This is a genomic window from Qipengyuania benthica (assembly GCF_030717865.1).
Classification (GTDB): Bacteria; Pseudomonadota; Alphaproteobacteria; order Sphingomonadales; family Sphingomonadaceae; genus Qipengyuania; species Qipengyuania benthica.
The window spans coordinates 69,984-89,541 of sequence record NZ_JAVAIL010000005.1 but is presented as its reverse complement, the minus strand read 5'-3'; the positions used below and the strand labels follow the sequence as shown (position 1 = coordinate 89,541).

The 19,558-nt window shown below is 66.4% G+C and carries 20 protein-coding genes and 1 tRNA gene; 6 read left to right on the top strand and 15 right to left on the bottom strand.

The window, feature by feature from the left end; all coding sequences use genetic code 11:
• The first annotated feature begins 50 nt into the window (after nt 1–50).
• On the top strand, nt 51–638 hold the full coding sequence (locus Q9K01_RS13550) for a hypothetical protein (RefSeq protein WP_305930656.1): 588 nt from the start codon (nt 51–53) through the stop codon (nt 636–638).
• Here the strand turns inward: Q9K01_RS13550 and Q9K01_RS13545 are convergent.
• Genes Q9K01_RS13545 through Q9K01_RS13535 form a run of 3 tightly spaced genes read right to left on the bottom strand, consistent with a single transcriptional unit; the run spans nt 598 to nt 3,314 of the window.
• Nucleotides 598–1,908 (bottom strand): homoserine dehydrogenase, encoded by a 1,311-nt coding sequence (locus Q9K01_RS13545; protein ID WP_305930655.1) that lies wholly within the window; start codon nt 1,906–1,908, stop codon nt 598–600. The two genes, Q9K01_RS13550 and Q9K01_RS13545, sit on opposite strands and share 41 nt — an antisense overlap.
• A complete protein-coding gene (locus Q9K01_RS13540; RefSeq protein WP_305930654.1) occupies nt 1,901–2,341 on the bottom strand; it encodes an acyl-CoA thioesterase in 441 nt (146 codons plus the stop codon). Before Q9K01_RS13540 ends, Q9K01_RS13545 begins: the two co-directional genes overlap by 8 nt.
• Nucleotides 2,342–2,399: 58 nt before the next feature.
• Complete coding sequence (locus tag Q9K01_RS13535) at nt 2,400–3,314, bottom strand: hypothetical protein (RefSeq protein ID WP_305930653.1); 915 nt, start codon at nt 3,312–3,314, stop codon at nt 2,400–2,402.
• Nucleotides 3,315–3,684: 370 nt separating this feature from the next.
• On the opposite strand from Q9K01_RS13535, the gene Q9K01_RS13530 reads away from it, so the two are divergent.
• The 4 genes from Q9K01_RS13530 to Q9K01_RS13515 all read left to right on the top strand — a co-directional run bounded on the left by Q9K01_RS13530 (nt 3,685) and on the right by Q9K01_RS13515 (nt 6,358).
• Entirely contained in the window at nt 3,685–4,362 is a 678-nt protein-coding gene (locus Q9K01_RS13530; RefSeq protein ID WP_305930652.1) for an energy transducer TonB, read from the top strand.
• 48 nt (nt 4,363–4,410) lie between these two features.
• Complete coding sequence (locus Q9K01_RS13525; RefSeq protein ID WP_305930651.1) at nt 4,411–5,256, top strand: MotA/TolQ/ExbB proton channel family protein; 846 nt, start codon at nt 4,411–4,413, stop codon at nt 5,254–5,256.
• Nucleotides 5,257–5,337: 81 nt separating this feature from the next.
• Entirely contained in the window at nt 5,338–5,868 is a 531-nt protein-coding gene (locus Q9K01_RS13520) for an ExbD/TolR family protein (protein ID WP_305930650.1), read from the top strand.
• Between the two features lie 37 nt (nt 5,869–5,905).
• A complete protein-coding gene (locus Q9K01_RS13515; RefSeq protein WP_305930649.1) occupies nt 5,906–6,358 on the top strand; it encodes an ExbD/TolR family protein in 453 nt (150 codons plus the stop codon).
• A gap of 89 nt (nt 6,359–6,447) precedes the next feature.
• On the opposite strand, the gene Q9K01_RS13510 is transcribed toward Q9K01_RS13515, so the two are convergent.
• From Q9K01_RS13510 to Q9K01_RS13490, 5 genes are read right to left on the bottom strand one after another with little or no spacing between them, the layout of a single operon-like run.
• On the bottom strand, nt 6,448–8,916 hold the full coding sequence (locus tag Q9K01_RS13510) for a ligase-associated DNA damage response DEXH box helicase (protein ID WP_305930648.1): 2,469 nt from the start codon (nt 8,914–8,916) through the stop codon (nt 6,448–6,450).
• Between the two features lie 46 nt (nt 8,917–8,962).
• Entirely contained in the window at nt 8,963–9,844 is an 882-nt protein-coding gene (locus tag Q9K01_RS13505; protein ID WP_305930647.1) for a DUF2059 domain-containing protein, read from the bottom strand.
• Between the two features lie 34 nt (nt 9,845–9,878).
• Complete coding sequence (gene pgmG, locus Q9K01_RS13500; protein WP_305930646.1) at nt 9,879–11,294, bottom strand: phosphoglucomutase/phosphomannomutase PgmG; 1,416 nt, start codon at nt 11,292–11,294, stop codon at nt 9,879–9,881.
• Nucleotides 11,291–11,608, bottom strand: coding sequence for a J domain-containing protein (locus Q9K01_RS13495; protein WP_305930645.1), 318 nt, complete (start codon nt 11,606–11,608; stop codon nt 11,291–11,293). Before Q9K01_RS13495 ends, pgmG begins: the two co-directional genes overlap by 4 nt.
• Nucleotides 11,605–12,411 (bottom strand): division plane positioning ATPase MipZ, encoded by an 807-nt coding sequence (locus Q9K01_RS13490; RefSeq protein ID WP_305930644.1) that lies wholly within the window; start codon nt 12,409–12,411, stop codon nt 11,605–11,607. The genes Q9K01_RS13495 and Q9K01_RS13490 overlap by 4 nt, the downstream gene beginning before the upstream one ends.
• A 107-nt stretch (nt 12,412–12,518) precedes the next feature.
• Between Q9K01_RS13490 and panC the strand changes: the two genes are divergently transcribed.
• Nucleotides 12,519–13,367 carry a pantoate--beta-alanine ligase gene (panC, locus tag Q9K01_RS13485; protein WP_305930643.1) on the top strand — a complete coding sequence of 283 codons (849 nt, stop codon included), beginning with the start codon at nt 12,519–12,521 and terminating at the stop codon, nt 13,365–13,367.
• 53 nt (nt 13,368–13,420) lie between these two features.
• Here the strand turns inward: panC and Q9K01_RS13480 are convergent.
• From Q9K01_RS13480 to petA, 7 genes are all read right to left on the bottom strand, one after another.
• Nucleotides 13,421–13,494 (bottom strand) — tRNA-Gly (locus Q9K01_RS13480).
• Between the two features lie 59 nt (nt 13,495–13,553).
• Entirely contained in the window at nt 13,554–14,177 is a 624-nt protein-coding gene (locus tag Q9K01_RS13475) for an OmpA family protein (RefSeq protein ID WP_305930642.1), read from the bottom strand.
• Complete coding sequence (locus Q9K01_RS13470; RefSeq protein WP_305930641.1) at nt 14,174–16,024, bottom strand: cation:proton antiporter; 1,851 nt, start codon at nt 16,022–16,024, stop codon at nt 14,174–14,176. The genes Q9K01_RS13475 and Q9K01_RS13470 overlap by 4 nt, the downstream gene beginning before the upstream one ends.
• A gap of 123 nt (nt 16,025–16,147) precedes the next feature.
• On the bottom strand, nt 16,148–16,684 hold the full coding sequence (locus Q9K01_RS13465; RefSeq protein WP_305930640.1) for an adenine phosphoribosyltransferase: 537 nt from the start codon (nt 16,682–16,684) through the stop codon (nt 16,148–16,150).
• Nucleotides 16,685–16,760: 76 nt separating this feature from the next.
• On the bottom strand, nt 16,761–17,603 hold the full coding sequence (locus tag Q9K01_RS13460) for a cytochrome c1 (protein WP_305930639.1): 843 nt from the start codon (nt 17,601–17,603) through the stop codon (nt 16,761–16,763).
• Between the two features lie 34 nt (nt 17,604–17,637).
• A complete protein-coding gene (locus Q9K01_RS13455; protein ID WP_305930638.1) occupies nt 17,638–18,927 on the bottom strand; it encodes a cytochrome b in 1,290 nt (429 codons plus the stop codon).
• 19 nt (nt 18,928–18,946) lie between these two features.
• Entirely contained in the window at nt 18,947–19,534 is a 588-nt protein-coding gene (gene petA / locus Q9K01_RS13450; protein WP_305930637.1) for a ubiquinol-cytochrome c reductase iron-sulfur subunit, read from the bottom strand.
• Nucleotides 19,535–19,558 lie beyond the last annotated feature (24 nt).

Sequence of the window (19,558 nt, the reverse complement as noted above, 5' to 3'; positions counted from 1 at the left end):
GTTCAGTCCCCAAAGCGAGTTTGGCGCGCGGATATACAGGGAGCATGGCAATGTCGAGACAGGCGGGCGCGGTGGTCGCCTTGTTGTTGCTCGGCATGAGCCAGTCGGCAGTGGCGCAGGAGCGCAGCCCGCCCCAGAAGATCGATCTGCTGGTGTCCCGTTCGGTCGACGACGGGGAGAGCGCGGCGGTACCCTGCGTCGAAGACGATTACGCGACCGTCATCTCGGGGGAGATCGTGGTATGCGGCGGGAGAGGAGAGAGCACCGACGGCGTCTGGGACAAGGAGGACTGGGAGCAGCGTTACGCCAACGAGAGCATGAACAAGGACAACCCCCAGGCTCCCGAAGCCTTCGGAATTGCGAATCACGGCACGGTCGTGGCGCGCGGCTGCTTCATCGGACCGTGCCCGCCTCCGCTGGCGATCATGATCGACATCGAGGCGCTTCCCGAAGCGCCTCCGGGATCCGATGCGGACCGGATCGCGCGCGGCCTGGCTCCGCTCGGAAGCGATGGCGACGCCGGGCGCCGACCCATCCCGCCAGCAAGCGAAAAGGCTCTGGGCCTGCCGCCGCCCCCGGATTTTGCCGAGGAGGCGGTTAGTCCCGCAGAATCGGAAGCACCAGCGGCGGAGCGGTAAGGCTGGGCGAACCTTCGAGCAGTTCGAGCGCCCTGGTCACGCAGCGCTCCGGACCTTCGTGGGTGACCATCGCCACCAACACCTCGCCCCCGTCGGCCGAACGGCCCTGCTGGATCAGACTTTCGATCGACAGATCGGCATCGCGCATCGCGGCGGTGATCTCGGCGAGCACGCCGGGGCGGTCGGCCACCGTGAAGCGCAGATAGTCGCGGCCGACCCGGTGGCCCGGATCGGCGGCTTCGAGCGGCTCGAGGTCGGCTACCGGGACCGAGAACGGCAGGCCGGTATCGCCCCGCGCGATATCGACCAGATCGGCGACCACGGCGCTGGCGGTCGGGCCATCGCCTGCGCCTGCGCCCTGGAACAGCAGGCGACCCGAAAAATTGCCCTCGACCACCACCGCATTGGTGGGACCGGTCACATGCGCCAGCGGGTGGTCCTTGGGCACAAGGCAGGGGCGTACGCGCTGCAGCAGGCGGGGAGCGCCGCTGCCTTGCGTGTCGCAATCCGCGACCCCGACCAGCCGGATGACGAAGCCCAGCGTCGCGGCGCGGGCAATATCGGCGGCGCCCACCTCGGTGATCCCGCTGATCGCCACTGCGTCGAAATCGATCCGCGCGCCGAAACCGATCGCGGCAAGAATGGCCAGCTTGTGCGCCGCATCGACGCCCTCGATATCGAAACCGGGGTCGGCCTCGGCAAAGCCTTTTGCCTGCGCCTGGCTCAACACCTCGCCGAAATCGGCGCCGCTGCGCTCCATTTCCGACAGGATGAAATTGCAGGTGCCGTTGAGAATGCCCGAGATGCGCTCGATCCGGTTGGCAGCAGCCCCTTCGCGCAGGCCTTTCACCACCGGAATGCCGCCTGCCACCGCCGCCTCGAACTTGAAAGCGGCGTCATGGGCCTCCGCGAGCTTGCCGAGTTCCATGCCGTGCACTGCGACCATGGCCTTGTTGGCGGTGACGAAGTGCTTTTCCTGCGCCAGTGCACTCCGCGCAAGCGTTAGCGCAGGACCGTCGGAACCGCCGACCAGTTCGACCACAACATCGACATCATCGCGCGTAGCGAGCATGGCCATATCGTCGACCCAGTCGTAGGCGCTCAGATCGACGCCGCGATCGCGGGCGCGCTCGCGAGCCGATACCGCGACCACCTTGATCGGCCGACCCGCGCGCTTGGCCAGCGTTGCGCCATTGGCCTCGAGCAGCCGCAGCACGCCGGTGCCAACGGTCCCCAGCCCGGCGAGCGCGATCCTGAGCGGCTCAGCCATCGACCGGTTCTCCCAGGGGAAAGCCGAAGGCTTCGCGCAAGCTATCGGGGATTCGCAGCGGGCGACCGGTCGCGAGATCGACATGGACCTGGACCAGCAGGATCTCGGCGCGGAGATCGTCTGCGCCCGGGTCCGCGCCCCCTTCGCCGACGCCATGCAGCGCGATCCGCATCGCCATGCTGCTATTGCCGATCCGCTCGATCGCCAACCGCCCTTCGAGCAGCTCCTCCGACCGGATCGGGCGGATATAATCCACCTCGGCGCGGCGGATGTGGAACTCCAGACCCGCCGGCAGACCATGCGCGCGCCGGTCGCGGAAGAATTCGCTCACCAGGACGTCGGCATATTCGAGATAGCGCGAATTGAAGACCACCGCCTGCGGATCGACCTCGGCATAGCGGACGCGGAAACGATGCGAGAAGAGCTTGTCCATGGCCGCGCGCCTAGCCCAAGGCGAGGCCGTACGGGAACCAGTTTGTCTTGGCGCGGGGCTAGCTGCGGTTGCGCTCGCATGGACCGAGCCGGGCGATCACCAGCGCATAGTCCTGGGCCGCACGGGCGCGGTTTTCCTCGTCGCGCGCCAGATTGGCTTCGGCGGGCAGCCGTTCGGGCAGCGCGCAGGCGAGCCGGTACCATGCCAGCGTCCCGGGCTGCGGCGGCCGCGCGGCCTGATCCACGATCTCGCTCCACGAGACGCCCCAGCGCGGCTCCATTCCCGGCCGGCGGATCACGGTCACCGAAACCGGTCCGTCATCGGCGGTGTCGAGAAACAGCTGGGTCTCCGATTCCCCGGTCAGCGTCCCGGCGATGGAAAGCGCATCGCGCACCCCGGTCACCACCGGCGGACGATCGGCGCTGGCCAGTTGCGCCAGCACCGGGCGCAAGCGGCTTTCCAGCTCGGGCGTGGCCGCCAGCTGCGCGCGCGGATCGACCAGTTGCACCTCGCGCGGGCGGCCGGGCACCGGACGGGCGAACAACACCACTTCCTGCTTCCTGAGCTTGGGCGGCTTGCCCTTGGCGTCGAGCGGCACGTCGACGAGATAGCGCAGCGATTCCCCGAACGGCATATTGCCCGCGAGCAGCGCCAGCGTTTCGGCCTCGATGTAGAGCCGCGCGAAACCCGGAGCGAGCCCGGGCGCCCGCTCGGCCGAGACCCGCGCCTGGTCCTTGATCCGCGCCCGAATGACCAGCGGGGTGCCCTCGGCAAGATCGACCAGATCTGCGTAGGTCGGACCGGCGTAGTTCGCGCCGGCGGGGGTCGGACCGGCGTAGGCCGCGCCGGGGGTCGGAACGTCGCCGACGGCAGGCGCCGGCCCCCCTGTGCGAGCCTGCGCGGCGAGCGGCCCGCTCGCCAGCGCGAGACAGGCGACCAGGGGCAGCAGGAAGGTGCGTGGGGCGTTGTGCATCGAAAATTCCCGACAGGAGGGACGAAACTTGGCGGTCCGGTAAATAGCAAAATGAAGCCGCGCTCTGCCCGTTCCAAGCCGAGATGCACTGAATCCGGGGTTAACCGATAAAGGGTTTGCGGTGCATCGGCATGATGGGTAAAGGACCGACCAGACCGAAGCGCATGATATAAAATTGCTTTGGCGGGTTCGCAGTGGGACATTTCGGAAACCTTTCGGCCTTTGGGTCCTTTGGATAGCCGATGGAATGCTGACGGATTTTTTTTTGGCGCCTTGTCGCACTTCAGCGGTGACGGGGCGCTACAATCGCCGGAGCATTCCGGCGTGCACGATGGAGTGATGCGACCGAATGGCTTATGCTGACCAACAGATGAGTGGCAATCGCGTAGTCGCGATTATCATCGTTGCTCTGATTCATATTGCTCTCGGTTACGCGCTGATCACCGGTCTCGCCTATGAGGCGGCCACCAAGGTGCTCGAGCGTGTGACGACGATCGATATTGAGGAGCCGCCGCCCCCGCCGGAGCCGGAGGAAGAGCCCCCGCCCCCCGAACCGCAGCCCGATACGGCACCGCCGCCCCCGGTCGCCCCGCCGCCGCCGATGAATATCTCGACGCGGCCGCCGGACATCCGGACCCAGGTCACGATTCCGCCGCCCGCGCCGCCGGCCGTGCGGATTCCGCCGCCCGCTCCGATCGCTCCGCCCCGGGCTGCACCGCCGCCCCCGCCCCCGCCGCCGCCGCCTTCGCAGGCACGTCCGGCTTCGCGGCGGAATGCCAACAGCTGGGTCGGCCGTATCCAGGGCGACTATCCTTCGCGTGCCGTTCGTCAGAACGAGGAAGGCACGGTCACGATGCGGATCACAGTCGGAACCGATGGGCGAGTGTCAGCCTGCTCGGTGACCGGGAGTTCGGGTTCCAGCGCGCTCGACGATGCGGCGTGTCGCGGAATGCAGCGCTATGCGCGGTACGAGCCCGCCCTCAATGCGGCGGGCAATCCGATCTCGACGACCTTGTCCGAAGCGATCCGTTACGAACTGCCGGAATAACCGGCAAACCAAACCTCATTTGACCTTTATTCAAAAGGACCACTCGCTATGATTACTCAAATTCTTGCCGTCGCGGGCGAAGCGGCACCGCAGAACCAGTTCGGTTTCATGGAAGCCATGGAACAGGGCGGCGTGATCGCCTGGTCGATCTTCGGCGTGCTCGTCATCATGTCGGTCGGCTCGTTCTACATCCTGTTCACCAAGCTGTTCGAACAGCGCAAGATCATGAGCCAGTTCAAGGACGTCCAGGGACCCTTCTGGAAGACCAGCAGCCTGCGCGAAGGCGCCGGCAAGCTCGAGAAGAACAGCGCCTGGCGTCAGCTGGTCGACGACACGATCCAGGCCGACGAGCAGCATGGCAAGATGGGCGACAGCCTCGAAGCGCATGAGTGGCTGCACGGCTCGCTGGCGCGTTCGGAAGCCTATGTGAACGCCCGCCTGGCCGGCGGTCTGCCGTTCCTCGCTTCGGTCGGCGCCACCGCTCCGTTCATCGGCCTGCTGGGTACGGTTATCGGCATCTATCGCGCGCTGATCAACATCGGTCTCGCCGGTTCGGCCTCGATCGACAAGGTCGCCGGCCCGGTCGGTGAAGCCCTGATCATGACCGCCATCGGCCTGCTGGTCGCGGTTCCCGCGGTGCTTGCCTACAACTGGCTGCAGAGCCGCAACCGTCGCATCGCCGAGCACCTCTCGGCGTTCTCGACCGATCTGCTGGCCTACGTCAATTCCAAGGGCACGGTGAAGCCGAACACGATGACGTCGACCTCGACGACCACGGCCGGCAAGGCGGCTGCGGCTCCGGCCGCTCGCCCCGCGGCGACGACCACCACGACGGGCGCCAAGCCGCTCGCCGGCGGAACGACCTCGACCACCACGACCACGACCAAGAAGTAAGGCGGTTTCGGGTCGGGCGCGCCGCGTCCGACCCGACCCTTCTTCACCATCACGCAAATCAAGCTACGGACAGGATAGGCCATGGCGGTTCAGGTAGGCGGCGGCACCGAAACGCCGATGTCGGACATCAATACGACCCCTCTGGTGGACGTGATGCTCGTGCTGCTCATCATCTTTCTCATCGCGGTTCCGGTCGCGATCCAGACGATCGAGAAGCTGCGCATCCCGGTCTTCGAATCGGTCGAATCGGCCGACAAGGTCGAAAACCTGCTGCTGACGGTCAGCACGACTGATCAGAGCGGTTTGAGCGCCGGCGAACCCGGATTCCAGGGTGCCTCGCGCGACGGCCAGTGCCGGGTGTATTTCAACAACATCACCCCGGTTTCGTCCGAGGAACTCTACGATCGCGCCTTCGAGCGGCTCGACAACATCGTGCAGCGCGCCGGTGGGCCCGAAGCGATCATGCAGGATCCCGAGCTCATCCCGCAGGTGCACATCCGCGGCGACGTCAACGCCCCGTGGTCGTGTGTCGCCGGTGCGATCTACAACGTGCAGGCAGCCGGTTATCCGACGGTCGGCTTCATTTCCAACCCGGTCGACCCGAACGGCTAAGCCGCCGCTCGCGCTGGGACTTCAGGAGTAAACAATCATGGCAATGTCTGGCGGCAAGGACGATGGCGCGCCGATGCTCGAGATGAACATGACGCCGTTGATCGACGTCCTGCTCGTTCTCCTCATCATGTTCATCATCACCATCCCGGTTGCGACGCATTCGGTCGATATCGATCTGCCGCAGCCCAATCCCAATCCTCCGCCCGAGGATCAGATCGATCCGATCCAGAACAAGATCGTTCTGACCCAGACGGACGAAATTCTGTGGAACGGCGATGTGATCGGCCAGGACGAACTGGTGCGCAATCTCAATCTCACGCGTGAGATCGTCCCCGAGCCCGAACTGCAGTTCGAGCCCGAGGCGCTGGCGAGCTACGAGCTTTCGGCCCGCGTGCTCAACGTCATCAAGGCCAGCGGCGTGACGAAGTTCGGCTTCGTCGGCAATGAACGCTACCGCACCTTCGGTGCCGGCGGAGTGGTCGCGCAGTAACGCGGGTCGCGATAGCAAACACATCGATCAGGGCGGCTTCGGCCGCCCTTTTCTTTGTCTGATGCAGATTGCCGCGCCCGAATAGGCGCTCAGCGGTCGGCGCTGGGCTCCTCGACGCGCATCGCCGCTCCGGCCAGGCTTTCCGCCTCGAGCAGCAATTCATCGTCCACCGAGCCCTGCGGGGTCGCCTCGCGGCCGATCATCACCATCACCGGCACCGCCAGCGGACTGACGCGGTCGAGTTCGACATGGACCAATTGTTCGCCGGCGCGGTCGAGCAGATCGCCCAGCCGCCCGACATCGGTCATCCGCGTGCGCGCATCCGCCCAGGCGGCTTCGAGCAGCACGTGATCGGGTTCGTATTTGCGCAGCACGTCGTAGATCAGGTCGGTGGAGAAGGTGACCTGCTTGCCGGTCTTGCGCTTGCCCGGATGCTGGCGTTCGACCAGCCCGCCGATCACCGCCACTTCGCGAAAGGCGCGCCGCAGCAGGTGCGAGTTCTGCACCCAGTCGATGAATTCGTCCTGGAGGATGTCGGGCGAGAGCAGCGGCGCGGGATCGCCGACCGGCTTCAGTCCCCAGACCGCGAGCGAGTAATCATTGGCGACGAAGCCGCCGGGGGCGAGCCCGAGGTCCTCCATCCGCCGCGTGATCAGCATTCCGAGCGACTGGTTCGCGTTCCAGCCCTCGAAAGTGTAATAGACGCTGTAGAAGCGCTGGCCGTGCGGGAAGCTCTCGACCAGCAATTGCCCCGGCCCGGGCATTTGCGAGCGCCAGTCCTGCACCTCCAGCCATTCGCGGACATCGTCGGGAAAACGCGACCAGCCCGCGCGATCGACCAGCATGCTCCGCACCCGCTCCGCCAGATGCGTCGTCAGCGGCAGCCGCTGGCCGCCATAGCTGGGGATCATCGCCGAGGCTTTCGCTGCCTTCACCAGCACTTCCATGTCCTGCAGCTTGACCACCTCGAGGCTCATCCCGGCGAAGGCGAAACTGTCGCCGGGCGAAAGCGAAGCGGCGAAGCGTTCCTCGACCTTGCCCAGCGCCCGCCCGCCGCGCCCGCCGCGCGCACTGATCCGCACCTCGAGCATCTCGGAGTCGATGATGATCCCGGCGTTCATCCGGTGCCGCGCCGCCTGTTCGGGGTGGGTCAGCCGCCAAATGCCGGTGCGATCGCGGGTGATGCGCTTGAACTTGTCGTAGGCCTGCAGCGCGTAGCCGCCGGTGGAGACGAAGGTCAGCACCCGCTGCCAGACCGCCTCGTCCACCCAGGCATAGGACAGGCTCGAGCGCACCTCGGCGAGCAGTTCGTCCTCCTGGAACGGCGCGCCGCAGGCGCAGGCCATCACGTGCTGCGCGAGCACGTCGAGCCCGCCGGGGCGGAAGTCCTCGCCGTCGCGCTGGCCCTGATCGACCGCTTCCTTGGCCGCGGTCGCCTCGAGGAATTCGAAGCGGTTGCCGGGGACCAGCAGCGCGCGGCTGGGCTGGTCGAGCCGGTGGTTGGCGCGGCCGATCCGCTGGAGCAGCCGCGAGGAGCCCTTGGGCGCGCCCATCTGCACCACGAGGTCGATATCGCCCCAATCGACCCCGAGATCGAGGCTGGCGGTGCAGACCAGCGCGCGCAGCTCGCCGCGCGCCATCGCCCCCTCGACCTTGCGCCGCGCCTCCTTCGAGAGCGAGCCGTGGTGGATGCCGATGGGCAAGGTATCCTCGTTCACGTCCCACAGGTTCTGGAAGATGTATTCGGCGAGAAACCGCGTGTTGGTGAAGACCAGCGTGGTGCGATTGGCGCGGATCTGTTCGTAGAGCTGCGGGATCGCCCAGGTCGCGGCGTGGCCGCCCCAGGGGACGCGTTCCTCCTGCGGCAGCAGGATCTCGACCTCGGCGGGCGCGCCCTGCTCGCCCTGCACCAGCTCGACGCTGTCGATATCGCCCCAGGGCGCCAGCCATTCGCGAAAGGCTTCGGGCTCGGCCACGGTCGCCGAGAGCGCGGAGCGGCGCATGTCGGGGGCGATGGCCTGCAGCCGCGCGAGCGCCAGCGCCAGCAGATCGCCGCGCTTGCCGGTGGCGAAGGCGTGGACCTCGTCGATGACCACGCGTTTGAGGCCCGCGAACAGCTCGAGACTGTCGGGAAAGGAGAGCAGCAGCGAGAGGCTCTCGGGCGTGGTCAGCAGGATGTGCGGGGGGCGGGTGCGCTGGCGTTTCTTGCGCTCGCCGGGCGTATCGCCGCTGCGGGTCTCGACCCGGATCGGCAGTCCGATCTCCTCGATCGGGGCGAGCAGATTGCGCTGCACGTCGTGCGCCAGCGCCTTCAATGGCGAGATGTAGAGCGTGTGCAGCCCCTCGGGCGGCGCGGCGCCGGCGAGCCGCGAAGGCGCGAAATCCGCCAGCGTCGGCAGGAACCCGGCCAGCGTCTTCCCCGCCCCCGTATCCGCCACCAGCATGGCGTGGCGCCCGGCATCGCTCGCGGCGAGCATCGCGCTCTGGTGATCGCGCACCCGCCAACCGCGTGCGGCAAACCACGTGGCGATTTCGGGAGGAAGCGGGCGCGCGGTCACTCCGGCAGAGCGCCGGAGGATGCCGCTCGTTCCGGGCGGGCTGGCGTCAGCTTGTCAGCCCCATCTGCTCGAGTTCGACATCGCCTTCCTCGGCGGGTTGCAGCGCCTCCAACTCGGCCTCGCTGCGCCCGAGCAGACGCGCGGCACGAGCCTTCTCGGCAGCCGCCAGCTCGCCGAACCTGCGACCCTCGGGATAGGCTTCGGCGATCGCCACGATCTCTTCGAGCATCCCGGGCATGACCTCGCCCATCGCCGGCCCGAGCTGCTCCACAATCGCCATCATCTGCGGGTCGTACTGGACCAGCAGCGACTGCCGCGCGAACTTGCCGCCTACGGGGGTCCGGAAGAAGCCGATCAGCTCCTCCATCTCGCCCGCCTCGAACCGGGTCGCAAAGGCGCGCGACAGCCCCTCGCGATAGGCGGGCTCGATCGCTTCGAACAGATCGCGCATCAGCGTGACCACCATCTGCCCGATCCGTTCGCTGCGGGCGCGGTAATGCGGGTCGAACAGCGCAAGCGCCTCCTGCAGATCCTCCTCTTCGAGCGCCGCCAGATCTTCCGTGGGCACACCGGTCGCGTTGTAGACCGCAACCGCCGGATCGTCCGTGAGACGCGCCATCATCGCCGTCATCATCGGCGCCATCGATTCTTCCATGACGACCGCGAAGGAGCCGGCCGGGAAGACATGATCGGCCATCGCCACCGCGAGCGGCAGGCGCGCTTCCTCCTCGGCGGTGAGCGGTTCGGCCGCGAAGATTTCGCCAAACAGCGAGCCGAGCTGGTCGAATTCCCTGGTCAGTTCGGCCTGCGCTTCTTCCATCGCGCTCCCGAATTCGATCTCGGTTTCCGGGGGCGCGGTGTCCTGCGCCAGAGCCCCGGCCGGAGCCAGCAACGCCAGCGCTGCCGCCGCCACCATCGATCTCGTCATCACGATTCCCCCCACAACCCGTTCAAAGCCCGCCTCAGTGCCCGACGCTCTCGCCGCGCTCGAGACCCGAAAGCTTCAATTGCTCGTCGATCTGCGCCATGAGCCGGTCGAGCCCCTGCTGGCTGTCGCTCTCGGCGCGCGCGACCAGCACATCCTGCGTGTTGGAGGCGCGCAGCAACCACCAGCCGTCGTCGCTGGTCACCCGGACGCCGTCGGTCGAATCGACCTCGACAGGGCTGTCGGCCGTGCTGGCGGCGAGGCGCGCCTTGACCTCGTCGATCGCCGCGAATTTGCGGCTCTCGTCCACCTGGAAGCGCATTTCCGGCGTGTTGACCATGGCGGGCATCGCGCCGCGCAATTGTGTGACCGAGCGGCCCAGCCGCGCGCTGGCGGCCATCAGCCGAACTCCGGCATAAAGCGCGTCGTCGAACCCGTAATAGTCGTCGGCGAAGAACACATGGCCGCTCATCTCGCCCGCCAGCGGGGAACCGGTTTCCTTCATCTTGGATTTGATCAGCGAGTGGCCCGTCTTCCACATCAGCGGCTTCCCGCCGCATTGCGCCACATGATCGAACAGCGCACGGCTGGCCTTCACATCGGCAATCACGGTGGCGCCCTTATGACGCGAAAGAGCATCCTCGGCGTAGATCATCAGCAGCTGGTCGCCCCAGATGACGCGGCCCTCGCCGTCGATCGCACCGATCCGGTCGCCATCGCCATCGAAGGCGATCCCGAAATCGAGCCCTTTCTCGGCGACCAGCGCGCGCAGATCCTCGAGATTGGCCTCGACCGTGGGGTCGGGATGGTGGTTGGGGAAATTGCCGTCGACCTCGGTGTAGAGCAGGTGGTGTTCGCCCGGGAGCCGAGCGGCGAGCTGCTCCAGCGCGGGGCCGGCGGCACCATTGCCGGCATCCCAGCCGATCCGCATCGCAGCGAGCGCTTCGGGATCGACCCCGTCGAGCCCGGCCAGCAGCCGGTCGATATAGGCGGGCATGATTGCGCGGGTTTCGGTGGCGCCCGTGCCATCCATCCATTCGCCGGCGGCGGCGCGTTCCCCGAGCCTGGCGATATCCTCCCCAAAGAACGGACGTCCCTGGAATACCAGCTTGAAGCCGTTGTAATTGGCGGGATTGTGGCTGCCGGTTATCTCGATGCCGCCATCTATCTCTTCGCCTGACGCCTCGGCATAATAGAGCATCGGGGTCGCCGCCATGCCGATCCGCACGACATCGCAGCCACAGGCAGTGAGCCCCTCGACCAGCGCGTGTTCGAGGATCGGCGAGCTGACCCGCCCGTCGTAGCCCACCGCGACCTTGCTGCCGCCCGCTTCGCGCAGCATCGAGCCGAACACCTGCCCGATGGCGCGCGCATCGTCGGGACCCAGCGTTTCGCCGATGATCCCGCGAATGTCGTATTCGCGCAGCACGGTGGGATCGAAGGTATGGCTCATTGCGGCGACTCCGGTGGTTCGTGAGAAATATTGTCCGCTGGCAGGCGCGCAAGCAAGAGGTCGCGCGCAGCGTTGACCTCGGCGAGCTTGGCGGTGCTGCCGCCTCTATCGGGATGCAATATGGCAGCCATGCGACGATGCGCCTCGCGGATCTCGCTGCGGCTGGCCTTGCGGCCGACCCCGAGCAGGCGTCGCGCCCGGCCGAGCCGCTGGCGCCCGTCAGAACGGGTCTGGAGATAGTCCCATGGCCATTTGCCCAGCAGCATGCGGCAGGCCAGCGCGAGAACCACCGCGATGACCAGCAGGCGCATCATGCCGCCGCGACCTCTGATCCTGCCAGCCCGGGGAGCCGCAGATTGGCGACCAGTCCGCGCAATTCCTGCCGCGCGACCAGATGACTGGTGCCCAGATCGCCCAGATGGCCCTTGTCGAGCAGCGTCAGTCCCGAGGGGAACAGTTCGCGATAGACCACGCGTTCGGACAGACCCTTGGCGACGCGGAAGCCGACGCGCTTGGCCATTTCGCCCAGCGCCTTCTCGAGCCGCGCCATGTTGCGCGCCTCGGTATAGCCGGTGCGGTTGCGGACCACGACCCAATCCATCGGCGGGCGGTTCTCCTCGATCTGCATCCGCCCGCGCTTGATCCGCGCTTCCCAGATCAGCTCGGCGTAGAAGGACAGTTTCTTGACCTTGAAACTGTCGCCTTCGACCTGGCCGATGAGGTCGAAATCGACGAAGCTGTCGTTCATCGGCGTCACCAGCGTGTCGGCCTGCCCGGCGCTGTGACGCGCCAGCGGATCGTCGCGGCCGGGCGTGTCGACGAGAATGAAATCGGCGCCCGCCGCCTTCTCCGCGACCAGCGCCTCGAACGCTTCGGCATCGCAATCGCCGACGACATGGCATTCGGCGGTGGGAAGATCGATTCCGCGTTTCTCGGCGGTCCCGGCGCGGTTCTCGAAATAGCGGTCCATCGTGCGCTGACGGTGATCGAGATCGAAGGCCACCACCCTTTTTCCCGAATAGGCCAGCGCGACCGCGACATGGACCGCGGTGGTCGACTTGCCCGTCCCGCCCTTCTCATTGGCGAAGGTGATACGGTGCGCACGGGTCGAGGACACTTGGGGGCATTCCTTGCAACAGGTCGGTTTATCGGTGCGGGCAGAGCGGCTACGGCACCGGTCCGGCCGCCCTGACGGCCATTCGCCTTACTGGAGGGGCATAGCGCGTGCAAACCATCACTCGGCTCGACATGTTGAGAAGCGCCGTCGCCGGGCTGCGCGGCGGCGGCGCGAGCGTGGCGCTGGTTCCGACGATGGGCGCGCTGCACGAGGGCCATCTGACGCTGATCCGCGCCGCGCGCGGGCAGGCGGATCACGTGATCGCCTCGATCTTCGTCAACCCGCGCCAGTTCGGGGAAGGCGAGGATCTGGACGCCTATCCCAGGCAGATGGAGCGCGATGCGCAGCTGCTCGCAGCCGAAGGCGTCGCGCTGCTGTGGGCGCCGCTCCCCGACGAAGTCTATCCCGAGGGCTACGCCACCAATATTTCGGTCTCGGGGGTGAGCGCCGGACTGTGCGGCGCCGACCGGCCCGGTCATTTCGACGGGGTCGCCACCGTCGTCTGCAAGCTGTTCAACCAGGTCCTGCCCGACATGGCCTTCTTCGGCGAGAAGGACTGGCAACAACTCGCGGTGATCCGGCGGATGGCGCGCGATCTCGATCTGACCAGGCCTCCGGTGGAGGCGATCCACGGCATCGCGATCGTGCGCGAACCCGACGGTCTCGCGATGAGCAGCCGCAACGCCTATCTCACGCCCGAACAGCGCAAACACGCTGCCGTGCTGCCCCGCGCCATGCGCAAGGCGATCGCGACGCTCGGCGCGGGAGTCCCGCAAGGCGAGGTGCTAGAGACCCTGCGCGCCGACCTGCTCGCCAACGGCTTCGACAGCGTCGATTATGCAGAAGTTAGCGACGCCGACACGATCGAGCCGCCCGCGCGACCGGATGCGAACGCCCGCCTGTTCGTAGCCGCGAAGATCGGCGGGACAAGGCTGATCGACAATATGGCCGTATAGCCGCTGTCCGCTAGCCGCTGTCCGCCGGGCGGTATCGCAAGGTGTCGAGAGACTGGAGCGGGTAGCGGGAATCGAACCCGCATAGCCAGCTTGGAAGGCTGGAGCTTTACCACTAAGCTATACCCGCCCGCTCGAGCCGCGCAGATGCCATTTCTTGCCGCGCGGCGTCAACCGGATTCGGTGGCTTCAGGCGGGACCGATCGCCGATTCCCCGTCGCCTTCGAGGATGCTCGCACCGGTTTGCTCGTCCTCGTCGGGCAGGGCGATATGCAGGTCGACGCGGCGATTGGCGGCGCGGCCCGGCTCGTTGGGAGTTCCGTCTGGACGAGCATTGGGCTGCAGCGGGTTCTGCTCTCCGAAGGCGATAATGGTGATCCGCTCCGGATCCACGCCGTTCTCGACCAGATAGTCGCGCACCGCTTCGCCGCGCCGGCGCGATGCGCGCATGTTGGCTTCATCGCTGCCGCCCGAATCGCTGTGCGCGCGCAGCAGGATCGGGCCGCCTTCGGCAATCTGCGGCGAGCGCAGAATGCTGGCCAGTTCGGCCATGGCCGATTCGGACAGTTCGGAACCGCCGTCGGAAAAGGAGATTCGCGCATCGAGCGGCGCCAGTTGCGGTTCCGGAGGGGGAGCCAGCGTATCGTCCATGTCTTCGCGGATGATCGAGGTCGGGTGCGGCGCGGGCTCGCTCGCGATCGGTTCGGGGGCAGGATCCTGCCGCTCGCATCCCGCGAGCGCGAGCAGAAGCGCGGCTCCGGCAAGGCCATGGGTCAGGGTGGTGGCGCTGTTTTTCATCGCGATACTCTTCATGCTGGCTCCGGTTTGGGTCCGCCCTTCCTCGCGCGCCTCGCTGCGACTTCTTCGGGCGTGCGCTGCTGCGGAGGGGTGAAGGTGACGATGATGTCGCCCGCGCGCGGCTCTGGCCGGGCGGCATGGGTGAAGAACCGCATCCGCCCGCCTTCGCGCAGCAGCAGCAGCATATGCGCGCTCTCGGGCAGTTTTTCCTGCGCGTCCTCGTAGTCGAATTCCTCGGATAGCCGCGTCTTGCGGAAGACCCAGCCTTCCTTCTGGCGCTGGTTGGTCTCGGTCACGCCCCAGCCCGATTCGAACAGGGCGCGCCCGCGCAAGGCAACCGGGAGCGAGTGGCGGTCGTAGTCGTCGCCCGCCTCGCCCAGCTGGTAAACCGAATCGCGGCCGATCTCATGGGCGAATTCATTGCACACCAGCGTGTTGTAGGCCTCGTTCTCGGTCGCCGCGACCAGCACCTGATAGGGCCCGAGATCGAGATTGTGCTCGGTCGCCTCGTTGAGGATTTCGCCGTGGTAGAACGGAACGCCCTTCTGCCGTGCGAGCGCGAGGCGCTGCCAGCTGGAATCGACCACCATCACCGGGGTCTTGAGATCGAGCATCTGCTTTGCGAGCGCGATGGTCCACGGCGTGCTGCCGACGATCAGCAGGCCCGGCCTGGTGCTCCCCTTCACCTTGAGCAGGCGGGCGACGAGATCGACGGTGAAGCCATGCGCGACAATGGTCGTGACGACGACCGCGAAGCTCAGCCCGATCAGGATGTTCCCGTCGTCATAGCCCAGTTCGGTCAGGCGCAGCGCGAACAGGCCCGAGATGGCGACCAGCACGATCCCGCGCGGCGCGATCCAGCCGAGGAAGAGGCGCTCGTTCCACGGGATCGAACTGCCCAGCAGGCTGATGACGATGGTCAGCGGGCGAACCACGAACAGCAGGACCAGCAGGAAGACGCCGAACCGCCAGTTGAGATATTCCAGATCGGTCCACTCCAGCGAGGCCGAGAGCAGGATGAAGATCCCCGACACCAGCAGGACCGCGATATTCTCCTTGAACGGGTGAATGCTGCGCAGGCTCTGGACGTTCATGTTGGCGAGCGCGACCCCCATCACCGTCACCGCGACCAGCCCGGCTTCGTGCTCGATCAGATTGGAGAGGACGAAGACGCCGATGACCGCGGTCAGCAGGACGGGCACCTTGAGATATTCGGGAACCGCGCCGCGCGGGAAGGCCCAGGCGATGACGACCGCCGCGACATAGCCGAGCAGACCGGCGAGCGCGGCCGAGATCAGCAGCGGCGGCACGACCTCGAAAACCGTGGCGCCATCGGCCGAGAGGCGGAAATATTCATAGGCTATGACCGCGCAGAGCGCGCCGGTCGGATCGTTGACGATCGACTCCCATTTGAGGATCGAGGCCGGGCGGGTCTGGATCGAACTCTGGCGCAGCAGCGGGATCACCACCGTCGGCCCGGTGACGACCAGAATGCCGCCGAACAGCACCGCGACGGGCATCACCAGCCCGGCGACTTCATGCGCGGCCAGCGCCCCGAGGAACCAGCCGACCAGGACGCCGAGCGTCGCCAATCGCCAGACCGCCTGGCCCGAATGGCGCAATTCGCGGAAATTGAGGCTCAACCCGCCCTCGAACAGGATCAGCGCCACCCCGATCGCGACCATCGTCTCGAGCAGGTCGCCGAACACCAGTTCGGGGTCGAACAGCTCCAGCACCGGACCGGCCATGAAACCGGCGAACAGCATCAGGACGATCGCCGGCCAGCCGCTGCGCCAGGCGATCCACTGGGCGCCGATGCCCAGGACGCCGACCAGGGCGATGACTAGCGTTTGATCTTGCATGGCTTTGGCCGATGCCCCCTGAAGGCCGTAGGAACGCGAAAAATATCCGCGGATGATGCTCACGGCACAGGGCAAGAATGCACGAGGGCGCGGGTGTTTCCAACCGCCAATGCAAAAAGGTGCCTACTCGCCCGCGAACTCCATAACGACATCGACCGCTACATCGAGCCGGCCCAGCCGCGTCGCGCCGCCGAGATCCGGCAGGTCGACGACGAAAGCAGCGCGATCGACCACCGCCCCCGCCCGGCGCAGCAGGCTTGCCGCCGCGCAGGCAGTCCCGCCGGTGGCGATGAGATCGTCCACCAGCACCACGCGCTGGCCCGGCGTCACCGCACCCGGGTCCATCTCGAGCCGGTCCGCGCCATATTCCAGCGCGTAGTCGATCCCGATCACCTCGACCGGGAGCTTGCCCGGCTTGCGCACGGGGACGAAACCGATGCCCAGTTCCACCGCCACCGCCGCGCCGAAGATGAAGCCGCGCGCTTCCATCCCCGCGATCGCCTCGGCGCCGCCCTCGCGCGCGAAACCCGCGAGGTGCCGGACGCAGGCCGCAAAGCCCTCGCCATGGGAAATCAGCGTGGTGATGTCGCGAAACTGGATGCCCGCTGCGGGGAAGTCCGGGACCGTGCGAACGAGCGCCTTGAGATCATCGGGGGTCATAGTGGCCCGCTCATGAAAAGACCCCCCGCACCGCGCGGATGCGAGGGGTCGAATGGCGGGACGTCCCGGATCGCGATCAGTCCTTGCGGTGCTTGGGTTTGACCGCGGACCAGATCTGCTGCTTCGACATATAGGCCAGCACGGTGGCGAACAGGAGGAAGATCAGCACCGGCCAGCCGGTCTGCTTGCGCTTGATCAGCGTGGGCTCGGCGGTCCATGTCAGGAAGGCGGCGACGTCGGTCGACATCTGCGCGATCGTGGCCTCGGTGCCGTCGTCATAGGTGACCTGACCGGCGCTGGTCAGCGGCGGCGCCATCGCCAGATTGAGGTTGGGGAAATAGATGTTGTGGTAGAGGCCGGGCGAAGGCGCGGCTTCGGGATGCTCCGCCAGCAGCTCCGCGGAAGGCTCCTGATAGCCGACCAGCAGCGAGGCGACGTAATTGGTGCCATCGCCGCGCGCCTTGGTCATCAGCGAGAGATCGGGCGGAATGGCGTTGTTGTTGGCCGCCGCCGCCGCCACCGCATTGGGATAGGGCGAAGGGAAATAATCGGTCGGCTCGGCCGCGCGCATGGTGGCTTCGCCGGTGTTCGGGTCCACACCCGGAACCTGCCAGGTCGCCGCCTCGGCCTTCACCTGCGCTTCGGAATAGCCGAGTTCCGCCAGATTGCGGAACGCAACGAATTTCAGGCCGTGGCAGGCCGAGCACACTTCCTTGTAGACCTTGTAGCCGCGCTGCAGCTGGGCGATGTCCCAGGTGCCGAGCGGACCATCGAACGCATAGTCGATGTCCATCGGCTCTTCATAGGGAAGATGCGGCGCGGTCTCTTCGGTCGCGAAGGTGTAGGCACCCACCACGAAGGAGATCAGGGCGACGGCAGCGAAGCCGAGGCCGACGAGGATTGCGATGATCCGGATCATGCGAAGGTCTCTTCTCTCGTAGCTTTCAGCGCGGTCAAGCCGCAGGCTCGGTGTTTTCGCCGAGCACGGCCTTCTTGTCGGATCCCAGCACCGCTTCGGTAATGGAATAGGGCAGCGGCTGGGGCCGTTCGACCTGCGAGACGATCGGGATGATCACCAGGAAGTGCAGGAAGTAATAGGCGGTCGCCACCTGGCTGAGCATCACATAGGGCTCTTCGGCCGGCGCACCGCCGCACCAGAACAGCACCGCCATGCAGACCAGCAAGCCATAGAAGAACTTGCGGAACAGCGGACGGTAGTGGCCGCTGCGCACCGGCGAACGATCGAGCCAGGGCAGGAAGAACCACATCAGGATTGCCGCGAACATCGCGAGCACACCCCACAGCTTGGCCGGCAGGATGAAGTCCATCGTGAAGGCCCGCAGGATCGCGTAGAACGGCCAGAAATACCATTCCGGGACGATGTGCGCCGGGGTCGAGAGCGGGTTCGCCTCGATGTAATTGTCCGGATGGCCCAGCGCATTGGGCAGGAAGAACACCATCGTGAACAGCAGCAGCAGCGCGATGCCCAGCCCGAAGCCGTCCTTCGCCGTGTAGTACGGATGGAAGGGAACGGTATCGCTTTCCTGCTTGATCTCGACGCCCGTCGGGTTGGAAGACCCGGGGATATGCAGCGCCCAGATGTGCAGGATCACCACGCCGGCGATCACGAAGGGCAGCAGGAAGTGCAGGCTGAAGAAGCGGTTCAGCGCGGCGTTATCGGGCGCGTAGCCGCCGAGCAGCCAGATCTGGATCGGCTCGCCTACCAGCGGAATGGCACCGAACAGGCCGGTGATGACCTTCGCGCCCCAGAAGCTCATCTGACCCCATGGCAGAACGTAGCCCATGAAGGCGGTCGCCATCATCAGCAGGAAGATCACCACGCCCAGCAGCCAGATCATCTCGCGCGGGGCCTTGTAGGAACTGTAGAAGAAGCCGCGGAAGATGTGGATATAGACCACGATGAAGAAGAAGCTCGCCCCGTTCGCATGGGCGTAGCGCATCATCCAGCCCCAGTTGACGTTGCGCATGATATGCTCGGTGGTCGCGAAGGCGACCTCGGCATTGGCAGCGTAATGCATCGCCAGCACGATGCCGGTGACGATCTGGAACACCAGGAAGAAGCCGGCGAGGACGCCGAAATTCCACATGTAGTTGAGATTGCGTGGCACCGGATATCCGGCGCCCACCGCGTTGAAGACGAGACGCGGCAAAGGCAGCTTCTCGTCGAGGAACTTGGTGAGGCCGGTCTTCGGCTCGTACTGGCGTGCCCAGGGAAAGCTCATGATCTACTCTCTACAATCCTCAGCCGACGGTGATGGTGGTGTCGGACGTGAAAGCATATTCCGGCACTTCGAGGTTGGTCGGTGCCGGACCTTTGCGAATGCGACCCGCGGTGTCGTAATGCGACCCGTGACAGGGGCAGAAATAGCCGCCGAATTCGCCCTTCACCTCGCCCTCGGCGGCGCCCAGCGGCACACAGCCCAGATGGGTGCAGACGCCCATGGTGACGAGCAGGTCGCGGTGCCCTTCCCGGGTGCGGTCTGCCAGGCTCGCGGCATCGCGCAGGCTGTCCACCGGAACGGCATCCGCGGCGGCCATTTCGGCCGGCGTCAGCCGCCGGACGAACAGCGGCTGCTTGCGGAACACCGCCTTGATCGCCTGACCGGGCTCGATTGCGGCAACGTCCACTTCGGTGGTGCTCTCGGCAAGCACGTCCTGGGAAGGCGCCATCTGGCTGATCAGCGGCAACAACAGCGCGGCACCGCCGACGCCGGCCGCGCTGATCGCGGCGATGTTGATGAAATCGCGGCGGCGCACGCCATCGGTCGTTGCGTCGTCCGCAGGGACGACGGGGATTTCGGTGTTCGCGGTTGCAGCGGTGTCTGCCATCAGAGCGGTGCCCTACCTGCCTCT